This window comes from Arthrobacter rhizosphaerae, from assembly GCF_023062595.1.
Taxonomy (GTDB): Bacteria; Actinomycetota; Actinomycetes; order Actinomycetales; family Micrococcaceae; genus Arthrobacter; species Arthrobacter rhizosphaerae.
In genome coordinates this window covers 1-14,479 of record NZ_JALLAN010000011.1, presented here as the reverse complement: position 1 = coordinate 14,479, position 14,479 = coordinate 1, and the positions used below count along the sequence as shown (strand labels likewise).

At 60.9% G+C, this 14,479-nt stretch carries 14 protein-coding genes and 1 tRNA gene; 6 read left to right on the top strand and 9 right to left on the bottom strand.

Features of this window, described 5'->3' with window-relative positions:
• Positions 1 to 12 precede the first annotated feature (12 nt).
• The 5 genes from MU551_RS15030 (at position 13) to MU551_RS15010 (ending at position 4,644) form a co-directional block, all read left to right on the top strand.
• Entirely contained in the window at positions 13 to 2,310 is a 2,298-nt protein-coding gene (locus MU551_RS15030; RefSeq protein ID WP_308198312.1) for a carbon starvation CstA family protein, read from the top strand.
• Positions 2,310 to 2,501, top strand: a complete 192-nt coding sequence (locus MU551_RS15025) for a YbdD/YjiX family protein (RefSeq protein WP_247045974.1) — start codon at positions 2,310 to 2,312, stop codon at positions 2,499 to 2,501. Before MU551_RS15030 ends, MU551_RS15025 begins: the two co-directional genes overlap by 1 nt.
• A gap of 87 nt (positions 2,502 to 2,588) precedes the next feature.
• Positions 2,589 to 3,218, top strand: coding sequence for a bacterial proteasome activator family protein (locus MU551_RS15020; RefSeq protein WP_247045972.1), 630 nt, complete (start codon positions 2,589 to 2,591; stop codon positions 3,216 to 3,218).
• 8 nt (positions 3,219 to 3,226) lie between these two features.
• Positions 3,227 to 3,682, top strand: a complete 456-nt coding sequence (locus MU551_RS15015; RefSeq protein WP_247045970.1) for a hypothetical protein — start codon at positions 3,227 to 3,229, stop codon at positions 3,680 to 3,682.
• A 116-nt stretch (positions 3,683 to 3,798) separates the two neighbouring features.
• Positions 3,799 to 4,644, top strand: coding sequence for an aldo/keto reductase (locus MU551_RS15010; protein ID WP_247045968.1), 846 nt, complete (start codon positions 3,799 to 3,801; stop codon positions 4,642 to 4,644).
• Between the two features lie 126 nt (positions 4,645 to 4,770).
• On the opposite strand, the gene MU551_RS15005 is transcribed toward MU551_RS15010, so the two are convergent.
• The 4 genes from MU551_RS15005 to cysE form a co-directional block, all read right to left on the bottom strand.
• Positions 4,771 to 5,022: a hypothetical protein gene (locus MU551_RS15005; protein WP_308198311.1), complete on the bottom strand. Its 252-nt coding sequence runs from the start codon at positions 5,020 to 5,022 to the stop codon at positions 4,771 to 4,773.
• A gap of 39 nt (positions 5,023 to 5,061) precedes the next feature.
• Positions 5,062 to 6,126 (bottom strand): hypothetical protein, encoded by a 1,065-nt coding sequence (locus tag MU551_RS15000; RefSeq protein WP_247045966.1) that lies wholly within the window; start codon positions 6,124 to 6,126, stop codon positions 5,062 to 5,064.
• 412 nt (positions 6,127 to 6,538) lie between these two features.
• Positions 6,539 to 7,285 carry an SOS response-associated peptidase gene (locus MU551_RS14995; RefSeq protein WP_281507215.1) on the bottom strand — a complete coding sequence of 249 codons (747 nt, stop codon included), beginning with the start codon at positions 7,283 to 7,285 and terminating at the stop codon, positions 6,539 to 6,541.
• 30 nt (positions 7,286 to 7,315) lie between these two features.
• Complete coding sequence (cysE, locus tag MU551_RS14990; protein ID WP_247045964.1) at positions 7,316 to 7,891, bottom strand: serine O-acetyltransferase; 576 nt, start codon at positions 7,889 to 7,891, stop codon at positions 7,316 to 7,318.
• A 249-nt stretch (positions 7,892 to 8,140) separates the two neighbouring features.
• Between cysE and MU551_RS14985 the strand changes: the two genes are divergently transcribed.
• A complete protein-coding gene (locus tag MU551_RS14985) occupies positions 8,141 to 8,704 on the top strand; it encodes a YceI family protein (RefSeq protein ID WP_247045962.1) in 564 nt (187 codons plus the stop codon).
• A 14-nt stretch (positions 8,705 to 8,718) separates the two neighbouring features.
• Here the strand turns inward: MU551_RS14985 and MU551_RS14980 are convergent, their stop codons facing one another.
• The 5 genes from MU551_RS14980 to tmk all read right to left on the bottom strand — a co-directional run bounded on the left by MU551_RS14980 (position 8,719) and on the right by tmk (position 14,054).
• Positions 8,719 to 9,567 (bottom strand): class I SAM-dependent methyltransferase, encoded by an 849-nt coding sequence (locus MU551_RS14980; RefSeq protein WP_247045959.1) that lies wholly within the window; start codon positions 9,565 to 9,567, stop codon positions 8,719 to 8,721.
• Between the two features lie 703 nt (positions 9,568 to 10,270).
• Positions 10,271 to 10,343 (bottom strand) — tRNA-Thr (locus MU551_RS14975).
• 249 nt (positions 10,344 to 10,592) lie between these two features.
• Positions 10,593 to 12,164, bottom strand: coding sequence for an alpha/beta hydrolase (locus MU551_RS14970; RefSeq protein ID WP_247045957.1), 1,572 nt, complete (start codon positions 12,162 to 12,164; stop codon positions 10,593 to 10,595).
• A 94-nt stretch (positions 12,165 to 12,258) separates the two neighbouring features.
• Positions 12,259 to 13,401: a DNA polymerase III subunit delta' gene (locus tag MU551_RS14965; protein WP_247045955.1), complete on the bottom strand. Its 1,143-nt coding sequence runs from the start codon at positions 13,399 to 13,401 to the stop codon at positions 12,259 to 12,261.
• Positions 13,398 to 14,054 carry a dTMP kinase gene (tmk, locus tag MU551_RS14960; protein ID WP_247045953.1) on the bottom strand — a complete coding sequence of 219 codons (657 nt, stop codon included), beginning with the start codon at positions 14,052 to 14,054 and terminating at the stop codon, positions 13,398 to 13,400. Before tmk ends, MU551_RS14965 begins: the two co-directional genes overlap by 4 nt.
• Between the last annotated feature and the right edge of the window lie 425 nt (positions 14,055 to 14,479).

The following is a 14,479-nucleotide window of genomic DNA, read 5'->3' as shown; positions in this document are numbered from 1 at the left end:
CAAGGAGGAGACGTGGGAAAAACGTACAAAGAAGAGTCGCCGAACACATTGTCGGAGGATCTTTTAGAAGCCGATCCGGCCCTTCCCGCTACCGCGGTGAATGAGGCCAGGGAAGCTGAAGACGCTAAATGGACCCCGGCCAAGATCGGGCTGTGGGTAGCAATTGCACTTTTGGGCGGCGTGGCCTGGTTCATGCTCGCCATCGTCAGGGGCGAAACGGTCAACGCCATCTGGTTTGTCTTTGCCTCGGTCTGCACGTACTTGATCGGATACCGCTTTTACTCGAAGGTGATCGAACGCTACATCACCAAGCCGGATGACCGTCGAGCTACACCGGCTGAATACAAGGCTGACGGAAAAGACTATGTCCGCACTGACCGCAACGTCCTGTTCGGCCACCACTTTGCCGCCATTGCAGGCGCCGGCCCCCTCGTCGGCCCAGTCATCGCGGCCCAGATGGGCTACCTTCCCGGCACTATCTGGATCATCATCGGCGTCGTTCTTGCCGGGGCTGTCCAGGACTACCTTGTCCTGTTCTTTTCCATGCGTCGCGGCGGCCGTTCCTTGGGGCAGATGGCCCGTGAAGAACTTGGCGTGATCGGGGGCACTGCCGCGCTCGTTGCCACGCTGCTCATTATGGTGATCATCGTCGCAATCCTGGCGCTCGTCGTCGTAAATGCGCTGGGCGAGAGCCCGTGGGGCGTTTTCTCGGTGGGCATGACCATCCCGATTGCCCTCTTTATGGGCGTGTACCTGCGCTTCATCCGTCCGGGCAAGGTCCTGGAAGTATCGATCATCGGTTTCGTGCTGCTGATGGCTGCGATCATCGGCGGCGGTGCTGTGGCCGGCACAGAATGGGGTGCGGCCTTCTTCCACCTGGATAAGGTCACTATCGCCTGGGGCCTCATTGTGTACGGCTTCATCGCCGCGATCCTGCCAGTCTGGTTGCTCCTGGCCCCGCGTGATTACCTCTCCACGTTTATGAAGATCGGCGTGATTGTGATGCTGGCCCTGGCCATCATTGTGGTCCGCCCGGAAATCACGGTCCCCGCTTTCAGCGAATTTGCCAGCCGAGACAACGGCCCGGTGTTTTCCGGCGCCTTGTTCCCGTTCCTGTTCGTCACGATCGCCTGTGGGGCGCTCTCGGGGTTCCACGCCCTCATCGCTTCAGGCACCACCCCGAAGCTCATTGAAAAAGAGCGACAGACCCGCCTTATCGGCTACGGCGGCATGCTGATGGAGTCATTCGTTGCCATCATGGCCCTCGTAGCCGCCATTTCCATCGACCGCGGCCTGTATTTCGCCATGAACTCTCCCGCCGCCCTGACCGGCGGAACCGTGGAGACCGCCGCGACCTGGGTGAACAGCCTGGGGTTGTCCGGCGTGAACCTTACGCCGGACTTCTTGACGCAGACTGCAGCCAACGTCGGCGAAGAGAGCATAGTTTCCCGGACGGGCGGGGCTCCAACGCTGGCCGTTGGACTTGCGCACATCATGCAGCAGTTCATCGGCGGCACTTCGATGATGGCCTTCTGGTACCACTTCGCCATCATGTTTGAGGCGCTCTTCATCCTCACAGCGGTCGACGCCGGAACCCGCGTTGCGCGGTTCATGCTTCAGGATTCCATCGGAAACTTTGTTCCCAAGTTCAAGGAAGCGTCATGGCGTCCCGGGGCATGGCTGTGCACAGCGGTGATGGTCGGGGCATGGGGCGCGGTTCTCCTGATGGGGGTCACCGATCCGCTCGGCGGCATCAATACCCTGTTCCCTCTGTTCGGAATCGCAAACCAATTGCTGGCCGCCATTGCCTTGGCGGTGTGCATGGCTATTGCCGCCAAGCGCGGGTCCTTCAAGTACATCTGGATTGTGGCGGCACCGCTGGCATTCGCTGCCGTGGTCACCATTACGGCGAGCTTCCACAAGATCTTCTCCCCGGTCCCCGCGGTGGGCTACTTCGCGAATAACGCCGCGTTCTCGAAGGCATTGGAGGACGGCAAGACCTCATTCGGTACGGCCAAGACAGTGACAGCGATGGAAGCCGTTGTCCGAAACACCACGGTGCAGGGTTGGTTGTCGGTGATTTTCGTGACGTTGAGCATCGTCGTCATTGTCACCGCAGTGCTGGCCACTGTGAAGGCCTTCAGGAACGCAGCCTCGGGCACTCGCAACAAGGACCATGAGGACCAGGCGAGCGCATCCCGGGTCTACGCACCGGCTGGCCTGATTCCAACTCCTTCGGAACGGGCGCTGATGGCGGAATGGAACAACCTTCCTGCGGACAAGCGGCTTGAGAAATCCGGGCATCACTGATGAACGGAGTCAAAGCCGGGTTCCGCGGCTTCGCCCAGTATCTTGGCGCCCTGGTCGGTGCCGACGCCTACCGGAAATACCTGGAGCATCACGTGGCGTCCGGCCATGACGGCCCGATACTGAGCGAGCGGGATTTCTGGCGCGACAGGACCGACCGTCAGGACAACAATCCGCAAGGACGATGCTGTTGAAGTAACCGGTGAGGGATGAACAACCCCGGTCGTTCATCCCTCACCGGACAGGCGTAACGTATCCGCCGGTCATGAGAGTATGAACCCATGAGCGATCCCGCAGACACTCAGTCAGTTGAAGAGACCCCGGTTGAGGGGACACCCATCGATGACGGCAGTCAGCCCTCCGTGGAGGTAGCGGCAGCCGGGCCGGATTCCAAACCGAGGAACGCCGTCCAGGATCTGGTGGATGAGCCGGCCAAAGTTATGCGAATCGGCACCATGATCAAACAACTCCTGGATGAAGTGAAGTCCGCTCCCCTGGACGACGCCGCGCGCGGCCGGCTCGCTGCAATCCATGAACGCTCCATCAAGGAACTCGAGGACGGGCTGGCCCCGGAACTCGTTGACGAACTGCAGCGGATCAATCTTCCGTTCTCGGACGATGCCACTCCCTCTGACGCCGAACTTCGCATTGCCCAGGCGCAGCTGGTCGGCTGGCTTGAGGGGCTCTTCCACGGGATCCAGACGGCGATTGCCGCCCAGCATGCTGCCCGTGAGCATTCCATGGCCCAGATGCAATTGCGTCAGCTGCCGCCAGGTACTGTCATCGCCCCAGGGGTTGTCATAGGCGACAATGGCCAGCCCCAACGTGCACCCGCGGCCCGTCCGGGGCAGGGCGCTCCCGTCCCCGGCAGGCCGGAGGACCCGGACCACGGTCCCGGTCAGTACCTTTAGGGCTTCGTTTGGGCTTTTTCACCTCCGCGCGGCAAGGGCGGAAAGACGACGCTGAACTCGGCACGGGTCTATGGCGTCGCGCCCACGACCGTTTCCACCGTGGCCTGGATCGTTACCACCAGGTTCTGGAAGGCGTGGAAGACCCGCAGCTGTACGAAGAACTCGTGGACATCGCCAATGAACTCGCTGCTCTGTCACCGCGCGTCAGGCTGGTCTGCGTTGAAGCCCAGCGGCGCTCACCAAGCGATGGTCTTGATATTCCCGGTGCCCTGGCGGGTGTCCACCGTTCACTGTCCAAGGCGGGCAACTCGCTGGCCACCACCGCGGAGGCTGCCGCCATGCTGCGCCTCGCCGTCGGGCCAGTGCCCGTCGGAGCGGCCTCCGTACGCCGACGGGCGGAAGCCGTGTTTGAGCAGATTGCCGACGCCGAGCACCGTTTGATGGATTCTCTTCCGGAGTCATAACCCGGAGGCATTACCCCAGTCATAACCCGGACGGGTGCTTATTCCCGGTTACGCGGGTAGCTGATCCCGGCGCGTGCGCTGGCCGGGTCCTCCTGCTTATTGGCAGGATGAAACGCATGACTACTTCACCCGTACTGACCTTTCACGACGGCAACACCATTCCCCAGCTCGGCTACGGGGTCTGGCAGGTTGAAGACGATGTAGCTGAGAAGGTAGTGGTTCAGGCGTTTGAAGCCGGCTTCCGCCACATTGATACCGCGAAGATCTACGGCAACGAGGCAGGTGTGGGAAGGGCGATTGAGCGTTCGGGTCTCACGCCTGAGGATATTTTTGTCACCACCAAGCTGTGGAACTCCGATCAGGGCTATGAATCAACGTTGAAGGCCTTCGAGGACTCCTTGGAAAGCCTTGGCTTGGACTCACTGGATCTGTACCTGATCCACTGGGAGCAGCCCAAGCAGGATAAGTACGTCGACACATGGAAAGCGCTCATCGAACTGCAGAAGCGCGGGCGGGTTAAGTCCATCGGCGTCTCGAACTTCACCACAGAGGGGCTGCAGCGGCTGATCGATGAGACCGGGGTTGTGCCCGTGATCAATCAGATCGAGCTACATCCGTTCTTCAACCAGGCCGAGCTGCGCGCCTTTAATAACTCGTTGGGCGTCCTGACCCAGGCATGGTCTCCGTTGGGTCAGGGCGGGGAGCTTCTGGAGCACCCGGTGATCACCGCGATTGCTGAGAAGCACGAGGCCAGTCCCGCACAGGTTGTCATCGCCTGGCATCTGGCACTTGGAAACGTTGTCATTCCGAAGTCCGTCACCGAATCCCGTATCCAGGAGAATTATGCAGCCTTGGATGTGACGCTCGACCCCGAGGATATCCAGGCCATCAACACCCTGGACCGGACGGCTGAAGGCGGCGGACGGATCGGCCCGGATCCGGCAGTCTCGGACTTCGCTTAATTTTTGGCGTCCTGGGACCTGTAGTGACCTGAGTCCATCTGACTCGAGAGGGTCCCGTGCGTAGCTGCACGGGACCTTTGTCATGCTGCTTTCATGCCGTGATCAAGTCGCCCTAGCGGCGTATTGTTACGCGGCAATCCGGTTCTGCTGCAGCGGGACGGCATCGACGATTGCCCAATCGTCCTCGTCGCAGATCATCCGGTTCGCGAAGCGCTCGGCACTGGCGGCGTCGTCGAAAATCTCGGTGCTGACGCGGCCGTGATCGGAATTATAGAAGGTGACATGGAATTCCTGCCCGCCCGTGGCGTCGCCAGCGTTTGCGGCAACCGGCAGTTCCGCGCCGTTGAGTCCGATGCTGTTGATCTGTTTCCTGTTCATGAATCCAGTGTGAAGCGGGGCTCCGACAATTTAGAGATTTCAGTTCTGCGTGTTGCGGAGCCGTAGTACCCGCTGGCGTGCCAACTCCTCTGTCCGCCGTCCCTTGTCCGCTGCCCGGCTGGCCTGCTGGGCTTCGATCGCTGCCGTTTCACGTTCCTTGCGGACCCTATCCAGCTCGCGATCGAGGTTTTTTAGCTCCTCCCTGAGCTTCCGTGACCGTTCGGCCAGCCTGCCCACTTCCGCCTCTAGCTCCTCCAGGCGGTTTTCCGTTGCGGCGGCGTCCTTATCTGCCGCCCGCGTCACAGCCTCGGCTTCGGCGAGGGAGGCGAGGGCTTTCTCAAGGGCGGAAGGCAAGGCTGGCCGCCGCATCGGCTCAACGGCCTGCAGACGAGGTTTATCCGTTTGTCCAGCTGCCCGCTTAGCGTTTCCTTTCTGGCTTTCCCTGCCGCTTTCCTGAGCGCGATCCTTGATGCTTGGCTTATCCGATCGTTGTCCTGCGTCGGTTGTCTTTTCAGGTTCCCGCCGACGTCGGTCGGTGCCCTCCTTTCGTGTCTCATTTTGGAGTGCATCGGCAAGCATCTGTGGAACGGCAACTGCGCCGTCGAGGTCCACCTGATCGACGCCGTCGGATGACAGAACCTTCAGCAATTGGCCGCTTCGGACTGCAGCGGCGGCTCCGCTGTCAGCCGTGGCTGCCCGCAGAGTCCCTTCAACTTCCGTGGCAACCGCACCGCTGATTTTCCTGCCCCGTTGTTTGGCGACGCTGTGCACGATTTCCATTACTTCGGACAGCAAACGCCGGCGTTCCTGGCCCAATTCGCGCATGGCGGCTGCGTCAAGATTGTCCTGGGCGGCGCGCATGGACTGACCCAATTCGCTGAGCTGGCGGACAGAATCCGGATCGTGCCGAGCGAACATATTTACAGCCCAGGCCGCTGACGAGGGCTTGGGAAGGCCTCGGACAGCCGCTGCCAACTCCCGGTCCTCTTCTGCAGCAGACTTGGCAGAAGCCGTGCGCGCAGCCACAAACTCCTCCAGAGGCAGGCCATAAAGTTCTTGGGCTATCTCGGCCAGCCGCCGGTCCATCAGCTGCATCTCTCCCATGCGAGCATCATAGGTTCATTCCGGCCTCAGGTTCCGATGTAGCGGATGAAAGGGACTGATCCACCCCGCTCGTCGCACCGGAGTTCGCGGTATTCCCTACGGCTTTTTTCCATTCGGGAGGATAATTCGAAGTGACGGTACCGTCCGGGATTGGAGGACAACATGCGTATTGTCGGGATCTTGCTCGTACTGTGGTTGGCAATAGGGGTGGCAGCGTGTGCTCAGCGGGGGTATTTCGCGGGCTCACCCGCAACCTGCGCAGAAGCAGGAACCATCGCGGTGACTATCGTAGCCGGGCCGTTGAATTATCTCGGCGCGAACCCTCAGATCAATTGCGAGGTCCCGCAGCCATCGCCGTAGACCGGTTGCGCGGGCATGTGAGGGCCAATGGTCAGTTCAGCCCAGGCAGGTCTTATTCGGCAGGCTCGATAAGCTCCGGACCATTGTTGCGCACGCTGTTCACCCGGTCGCTCACAATCCGCGGAGTGAGGACCGGCTCAGGCATGGAATCCAGCAATTGCTGCACGTCTTCCTTGTCACTCAATTCCGGGTTGAGCCAGTCGGCAAACTTCTCCCGAGGAACGATCACGGGCGACCTGTCATGGACGTGGCCCAGGGAATCCTGAGCGGTGGTGGTGAGGACCGTGAAGGTAAGAAGCCAGCGGTGGGGGTCGTCCTCGGGCAAGGAAGGATCGGGCCAGAATTCGTAGAGTCCCGCGAAGGCCAGGAGTTCATCTTCCTCGGAGTACAGGTAATTCGGGATCTTCTTCCCGTCCTCCGTCTTTTCCCACTCGTAGTAACCTTCGGCGGGAATCAGGGCTCTGCGTTTGATAGCTGCTTTCCTGAACGCAGGCTTATCCAAGATGGTTTCGCTTCTGGCATTGATGAGCTTCGAGCCGATCTTCGTGTCCTTGGCCCATGAGGGCACCAGACCCCACTTGGCAATGAGCAGACGGCGCCTGGGTGCGTCCTCGGTTGGTTTCTCAGTGATGATGGGAACGTCATTGGTCGGCGCCACGTTCCAGCTGGGCGGGCCTGCCCGCCCTTCAGCCTCCTCGGCATCGAAATATCCGAGGAGATCGCCGGTGGCTCGGGACATCACGTAGCGGCCGCACATGGATTCATTCTGCCTTATGAACCCAAAGCCGTGGGTAGTCATATTGAAACGCTCGGACCAGGCGGCACCCGATCACGTCAGCAGCACCGGATCAATGAAGACGTCCCGGGGAACGGCTTCTTTTGCACCACGAAATCGCCAGTGAGCCGGAATACCCACAGCGATCGCACCCCCGGGTATGTCGGTAACAACAACAGCATTGGCGCCAACTGCCGAATCGCTTCCGATTGTCACCGGGCCGAGCACTTTTGCACCTGAACCCAGCATGACCCTGTTGCCAATAGATGGGTGCCGCATCTTTTCGTTTGTTGCCTTCCCGCCGAGAGTCACACCCTGATAGATGACGACGTCGTCACCGATGACTGCTGTCTCACCCACCACCACGCCAGTCCCATGGTCAATGAAGAGACGATGCCCGATGGAGGCGCCTGGATGTATCCCGATGCCCGTGAAAGTACGTGTAACCTGCGAAAGCAGCCGCGCAATTCCCTTTGTCCCGGGCCTCTGCCAAAGGACATGCGTCAGCCGGTACATCCACAAGGCATGCACGCCTGAATAAAGCAGGGCCACTTCTGCCGTGCTGGTTGCAGCGGGGTCCTGGGAACGGGCCGCCAGCAGATCCTCCCTGAGCAGTGAAAACAACTTCATGTGTCTCGATTCCGTTTGAGGCCGTGGCGCACTCAAACGGTCCAACCCGTCCGGGTCGCAGGATATTTCCGGGCTTTAGTCAGGTGCCGGTGTTGGGCCCCTTGCAGCGACTCCCGGGCGTAACTTTTGGCGGCAGTGCCGTCGTACAAGCCTTCGTCCAACAGGAGTGTGTTCGCCGGTCTGTTACTGTTGCTACACCTTTCCACAGCACAGTTCCTGTGCCGGCACGCCTGCACAGGAGGCATTCCAATGGCTGAGATCTCATCGACCTTTTCGGGCACGTGGCGCTTTGACCCCACGCACACCCGCATCGGGTTTTCCACCCGCCACGCAATGGTCACCAAAGTCCGTGGGGCGTTCAACGATTTTGAGGGCGTCATCAATGTCGACGGCGAAAACCCTGAGCGTTCCTCTGCACGCATGACCATTCAGGTGGGCAGCATCGACACACGCAATGCGGATCGGGACCAGCACCTGCGCACCAACGAATTTTTTGATGCGCCGCAGTTTCCGGAGATCACGTTCTCCAGCAACCGCGTGGACCAGGTCGACGACGGCCACTTCATCGTGGGCGGTGACGTCACCATCCGCGGCGTGACCAAGGACATCGCGATCCCGCTGGACTTCATGGGAGTGGAGCGCGACCCCATGGGCAATCTGCGCGCAGGCTTTGAAGGGTCACGCCGGATTGACCGGCAGGACTTCGGCCTGACCTGGAACGCGGCGCTGGACTCAGGCGGAGTCCTGATCTCGGACAAAATCACCCTGGAGTTCGAGATCTCCGCCGTGAAGGTCGAGGAACCGGCGGCATAGCTCCCGCCTGAGCCTCAGGTACGGGTTTTCTTAGCGGTGAGCAGCAGATACTCCCATTCCATTTGCGACGGCGAATCGCCGTGCGTATCGCTGAAAGCCTCGGCCAGTTCCGTGAGGGCCTTGTCCAATGCGTTGACCTTCGCTTCGTCTTCGCCGAGGAACTTGTAGACGGAAATTGTGGGTCCGTAGTGGGACTTGAAGTAGTGAAGGAAGTCCTCCGGCCTGTGGAAGCTCCGGATGGTCACGGTCTGTTTGCCGGTCTGAACGTCCGTGATTCTGTCGCCGAAGAGATCCCGCACGTGGTCTTCGCTGCCCCAAAGTGGCGGCGGTTGGGCGCCGGGCGGGGGCGGGGGAGAGAACGGCTTCATGGTTGCGAACATCTTCCCGATGAATCCCTCGGGCGTCCAGCTCAACAGTCCGATGGTCCCACCAGGCTTGCATACCCGGACCAGCTCGTCAGCGCCGGCCTGATGGTGTGGTGCGAACATTACCCCCAGACACGACATCACCACGTCGAACTCGCTATCGGGGAAGGGCAGGGACTCGGCGTCGCCTTCCTTCCATTCCAGCTCAACGCCGCGATCGGCAGCCAGGTGGCGTCCGGCGTCGAACATTTCCGGAGTAAGGTCGCTGGCCACCACCCTGGCGCCCATCATGGCGGCGGGGATAGCCGCGTTGCCTGCTCCCGCGGCAACGTCCAGGACTCGTTGACCCGGTTTGATTCCGCAGGTATCGACGAGGATGGCGCCGAGATCCGGAATCAGTTCACTGGCCAGGGCCGGGTAATCGCCCTGGGCCCACATGGCCCGGTGCTTTTGCTTTAACGCCCGGTCCGCCTCTTGAAGATCTGTGTTGTCATCCATGTCATCGCCCCTTTGATGTGGCATGTATTGAGTGACAGCGCGCTGCTGGCCCAGTGGAGGCTGATGCGACTCATTGTGGGCGAGGAGTCGCAGGGATGTAAAGGTGTCCGCCAACTTGAGCACGCGAATCCGCCAACGCCTGGACGAAATCCGGGCGATAAGTGGCCCCTTTTCCGGAGGACCGCTAGGTTCAGTACATGGGGATGCTTGCCAGGCTGGCGATATTGGGGATTCTGGTTTCACTGGCGGCATGCTCGCCATCACCGGGTTCGATAGCAGAAAGCGAGCACGAGGGCGGGCTCCCACGTGATGCCGTTATCTCGTCACCCAGCCAACCATCCCAGCATCAGGCGTATCCGTTTCCCTCGGCGGGGTGGCTCAACAACGGGAACAGGATCGCCATAGTTCTTGCCGGAAGTTCAAGCTGCCCTTCCTTCCCCTCTTCGATTGAGGTTGTAGACAAGCACAGGATGAAAATCGGTGTCAGCACAAGGGGCGGTCCAAATTGCACCGCAGACCTGGCGCCACGAACCTATGTGATCAGAACACCGGCGGAGATAGACACTTCAAGCGACGTCACCATTGAATACGACGGAAGCTCAGACCTTTTGCCTGCGCTCTGAGAGCCACCCAGCGGTCCCGCTTAACCAGCAAAAAACCCCGTACTATCGTCGAAATTAACGACAATACGGGGTTTTTCCCGAGCTTCCTATCAGAATCGAACTGATGACCTTTTCATTACGAGTGAAACGCTCTACCGACTGAGCTAAGGAAGCACCGCACGAACTCCACCGGTGGAACCGGCCGGATCATGCAAGAAACAACTGTAATCGAGTTCAACGTTCCGGGTCAAAATGAAGCAGGCCCGGAGCCTGATTACCTGGCTCCGGACCTTCCACGATTAAAGCGGCCCCCCATGTTTAGGCCGCCCCAGCCGCAAAACAGCTCCCATTACAGACGGTTTGAAGGCCGTCTAACTAGTAAGAGCATCTGCAGGGCGGAACGTGACGGGGGTTTTGGAACTTTTAGCAGACGGTGTTGTCCACCGGGGATTTGCCGTCGATGAGGTAGAGGTCCACGGCATCCTCGACGCAGCTGTTGGATCGTCCGTAGGCCGTGTGGCCTTCGCCCTTCCACGTCACCAGTGAGGCATTTCCGAGTTGCTTGCGCAGGGCTTCGGCCCATTCCACCGGTGTGGCAGGGTCACCGGTGGTGCCGATGACGACGATGGGCGCGGAACCCGAGTATTCCACCGGTGCGGGCGTGCGAACGTTCTTGTACGGCCAGTCCTTACAGCTTGTGCCGCCGTAGGCGAAGAAGTAGCCCAAGGTAGGTGAATCCTGTTTCAGTAACTCTTCCTCCGCGCGCATGCCCTCGGTGTCTGTGACCATCGGGTAGTCAAGGCAGTTGATGGCTGTGAAGGCAAAGCCGCTGTTCGAGGAATAAGTGCCATCGGGACCTCTGTCAGCACTGAAATCCGCGAGTTGCTGCATGGTCGAGGCGTCGCCCTTCAAGGCATCATCCAGTGCTTTTGTCAGCAGTGGCCAGTTTCCGTCATCGTAGAAGGTCACGATAAAGCCGCTCACAAAAGTCGCGCCCGTGACCATTCGCCCGTCCTTTGCAGGCCGGGGATTGGCGGCAACGCTTTGGATGAGATCACGAATCTGCTGCACGGCGCTATCCACCGTTCCAGTGACAGGGCAGTCCTGTTGTTGAAGACAGCTTGTAACGTAAGCGCGGATGGCCTTCTCGAAAGCGCGTGCCTGTCCGCGGGTAATTTCCGCACTGCTCAGAGACGGGTCAAGGGCGCCGTCGAGCACCAGGCGGCCAACGTTGTCCGGGAAAAGGGAGGCATAGGTGGACCCTAGCAGGGTGCCGTACGAGTATCCGAGGTAATTGAGCTTGGCGTCATTAACCACAGCCCGGAGGATATCCATGTCCTTGACTGCGCTGATGGTGTCGACATGGGCCAGGACGGGTCCTGTTTTTTCAACGCATTTTGCAATGCTTGCCTTGGTGCTCTCGAGGTAGGCCTGCAGGTCGGCGTCGAGATCGTAGTTGTAGTTTTCCTGCGCGGCGGCGTCACGTTCCTGGTCAGTCAGGCAGGTGACAGGAGCGGAGCGTTTCACTCCGCGGGGATCAAAGCCGACAAGGTCATAGTTGGACCGGACGCGGTCAGAGATGTGGGTGGGGCCGGCATTCTTGACGAAGTCGTAGCCTGAAGCTCCAGGGCCGCCCGGGTTCACCAGAAGGCTGCCCTTCTTGTTGCCCTTGGCGGGCAGTCGCAAGGCCGCGATCTCAATGCTGTCGCCTTCCGGCTTGTCGTAGTCCAAGGGCACCTTCACCTTGGCGCACTGGAACTGCTCCTCGCATGACGTCCACGAGACGCTTTGCCCGTAGTACGAACGCAGTTCCGCGGGGGCAGCATCGGTGATGGAGGGGTCTGCCTGCCCGGTTGCGTCTTCGGGCTTCGAATCCTTGGGCTGTCCAAGAAAGCTGCACGATGCCAGCAGAAGAACCAGCGCCATCGCGCCGGCAGTCCGCGCTCCGGTCACCACCGATCTGGGTGGTGCGGGCAGGCGTCGTGCAGGCTTCATGCGGTTCTCCTTCAAAATATCGGCCTGCCCGAATCGGCCGTGCCGAACGGGAAGGCTCAGTGTACGCTCCGCTGTGGGCGGACGGCTGGCTGAATCAGATGAGGCTGGCGGCCATGGACTCGACTGCCAGGAGAGGCGCTGCGTTCGTGGTGGTTATACGATTGCGGGCCTTGTTGATGGCTTCCATCCTCGTGAGGGTTGCTTCGGCGCTGGAGCGGGCCGCGAATTCCTCCAGCTCACTCCTCAACTCAACGTTCACCAGTTCCACGGCGTTCCCCATCTGGATAATGAGCACGTCCCGGTAGAAGGACAGCAGATCAGTGAGCGTCCGGTCAAGGGAATCAGTAATGGACCGCTTGGCACGCCGCTTTTGGTCGTCCTCAAGCTGCTTGACCTGGCTTCTCATTGCCGGGGGCAGGGTTCCGGTTTCGGGTGCGCCGAGCGTCGCCAGGAGGGCGGCTTTTTCCGCAGCGTCGCGTTCCTCGTTGGAGCTGTTGGCTTCCTCCGTGGCGATCTTGACAAGTTTCTCGGCCATAAGGATTGCAGCAGTTATTCCACGCAGGCCCAGGGGGAAGCGAACGGTCTCCAGCCGCCGCTCCCTTGCCTGTGGATCCCGGGCAAGCCGCCTCGCGATTCCCACATGGCTCTGGGCCGCCCGGGCTGCTCTTTCGGCGAGTGCCGGCTCGACGCCGTCGCGCTTCACCAGCAGGGCTGCGACATCCGCCGCAGGCGGGAGGCGCAACGCCACCGGGCGGCAACGGGAGCGGATAGTGACCAGTACATCGGCGGGGGAGGGGGCACACAGCATCCAAATGGTGCGGGGCGTGGGCTCCTCGATCGCCTTCAGAAGGACATTGGTGGTGCGTTCCGCCATGCGGTCTGCATCTTCGACGACGATGACCCGCCACCGGGCGGAGGAGGGCCTGTTGCCGGCCTTGGCCACCAGTTCGCGCGACTCCTGGATGGTGATGGTGACTTTGTCGGTGCGGACGAAAGTTACGTCCGAGTGTGTCTCGCCCAGGATTGTCCGGCAGGCTGCGCACGTGCCGCAGCCACGCTTGGTGACATCTTCCTGGTCGCAGTTCAGGGCGGCTGCGAACGCCTTCGCGGCGTTGGAGCGGCCGGACCCGGGCGGTCCGGTGAAAAGCCATGCGTGAGTCAGGCCGTCACCCTCGGCGGCCTGGCGCAGTTGGTCGACCACCGCACTCTGGCCCCGCAGGTCATCCCAGACACTCATGCCGGACTCCGCGGTGAGGCTGCCAGCAGGGCGTCCACGCTGGCCAGGATCCTGGCCGCCAGTTCTGTGACAGGCAGATGCGCGGGAAGGACCAGGTAGCGTTCGGGGCGGGCAGCGGCGAGATTCAGGAATGCTTCCCGGATGCGCGCGTGAAAGTCGTCAGCTTCGGATTCCAGCCGGTCTTCCGCCGCGTCCTCCGCGGTACGGCGTTGACGCCCGACGGCGGGATCGACGTCGAGCAGTACGGTCAGGTCCGGCAGCAGACCGGAGGTGGCCCATTCATTAATGCTGCGGACAGCGTCAGCACCAAGGGACCGCCCTGCACCCTGGTACGCCACCGAGGAGTCGATGTACCGGTCGGTGAGAACTGTTTCGCCCCGCCCCAGGGCAGGCCGAATGACTTGGCTGGCATGAGCCGCGCGGGAGGCTGCAAAAATGAGGGCTTCAGTATGGGCGTCAATGTGGCCGTGCCCGTGATCAAGCACCAGGGAGCGCAGTTTTTCGCCAATCGGTGTTCCGCCTGGTTCACGGGTGCGTAAGACGGTCATGCCCCTTGCCTCCAGTGTGCGGGCAAGCTCAGCCGCCTGGGTTGACTTGCCGGCGCCGTCGCCGCCCTCAAAGGCAATGAACAGTCCGGGGCTCTGGGTAGTCACTTCACTAGCCTACCGATATCCCGCGACATAATCCGCCTCCGACAAGAGAGGCGAACCGCGTGGACTCTTGTCAGATTATGGGTAGGGTGCTATGAAATCTATATCAACGGATATGCATCCGGTCTAAGGGAATACGGATCACGTGCCCCGGTCTAACAAGCCTGGGATAACGGGGTCAAGCAAGCCGGGGCGGGGTGTCCGGACATGTCAGGGCTGCCTGTTAGGGCGGTTGGCACCCAGGTGCACGCCACAGCGCCTTGTAGCGCAATTGCAGCAAACGGTGCCTGCTCATCCCGCCCCCCGTTACCTTTTTCGTAGCCCCGGTCCTGTTGCAGGATAAGGGGTGTTGGCCGGTCGGTCCCGGCATGGTTTCTGCCCCCAGTCATGAATGATCCGGGGGGTGTTGTCACCGGGACCGGCTTGGC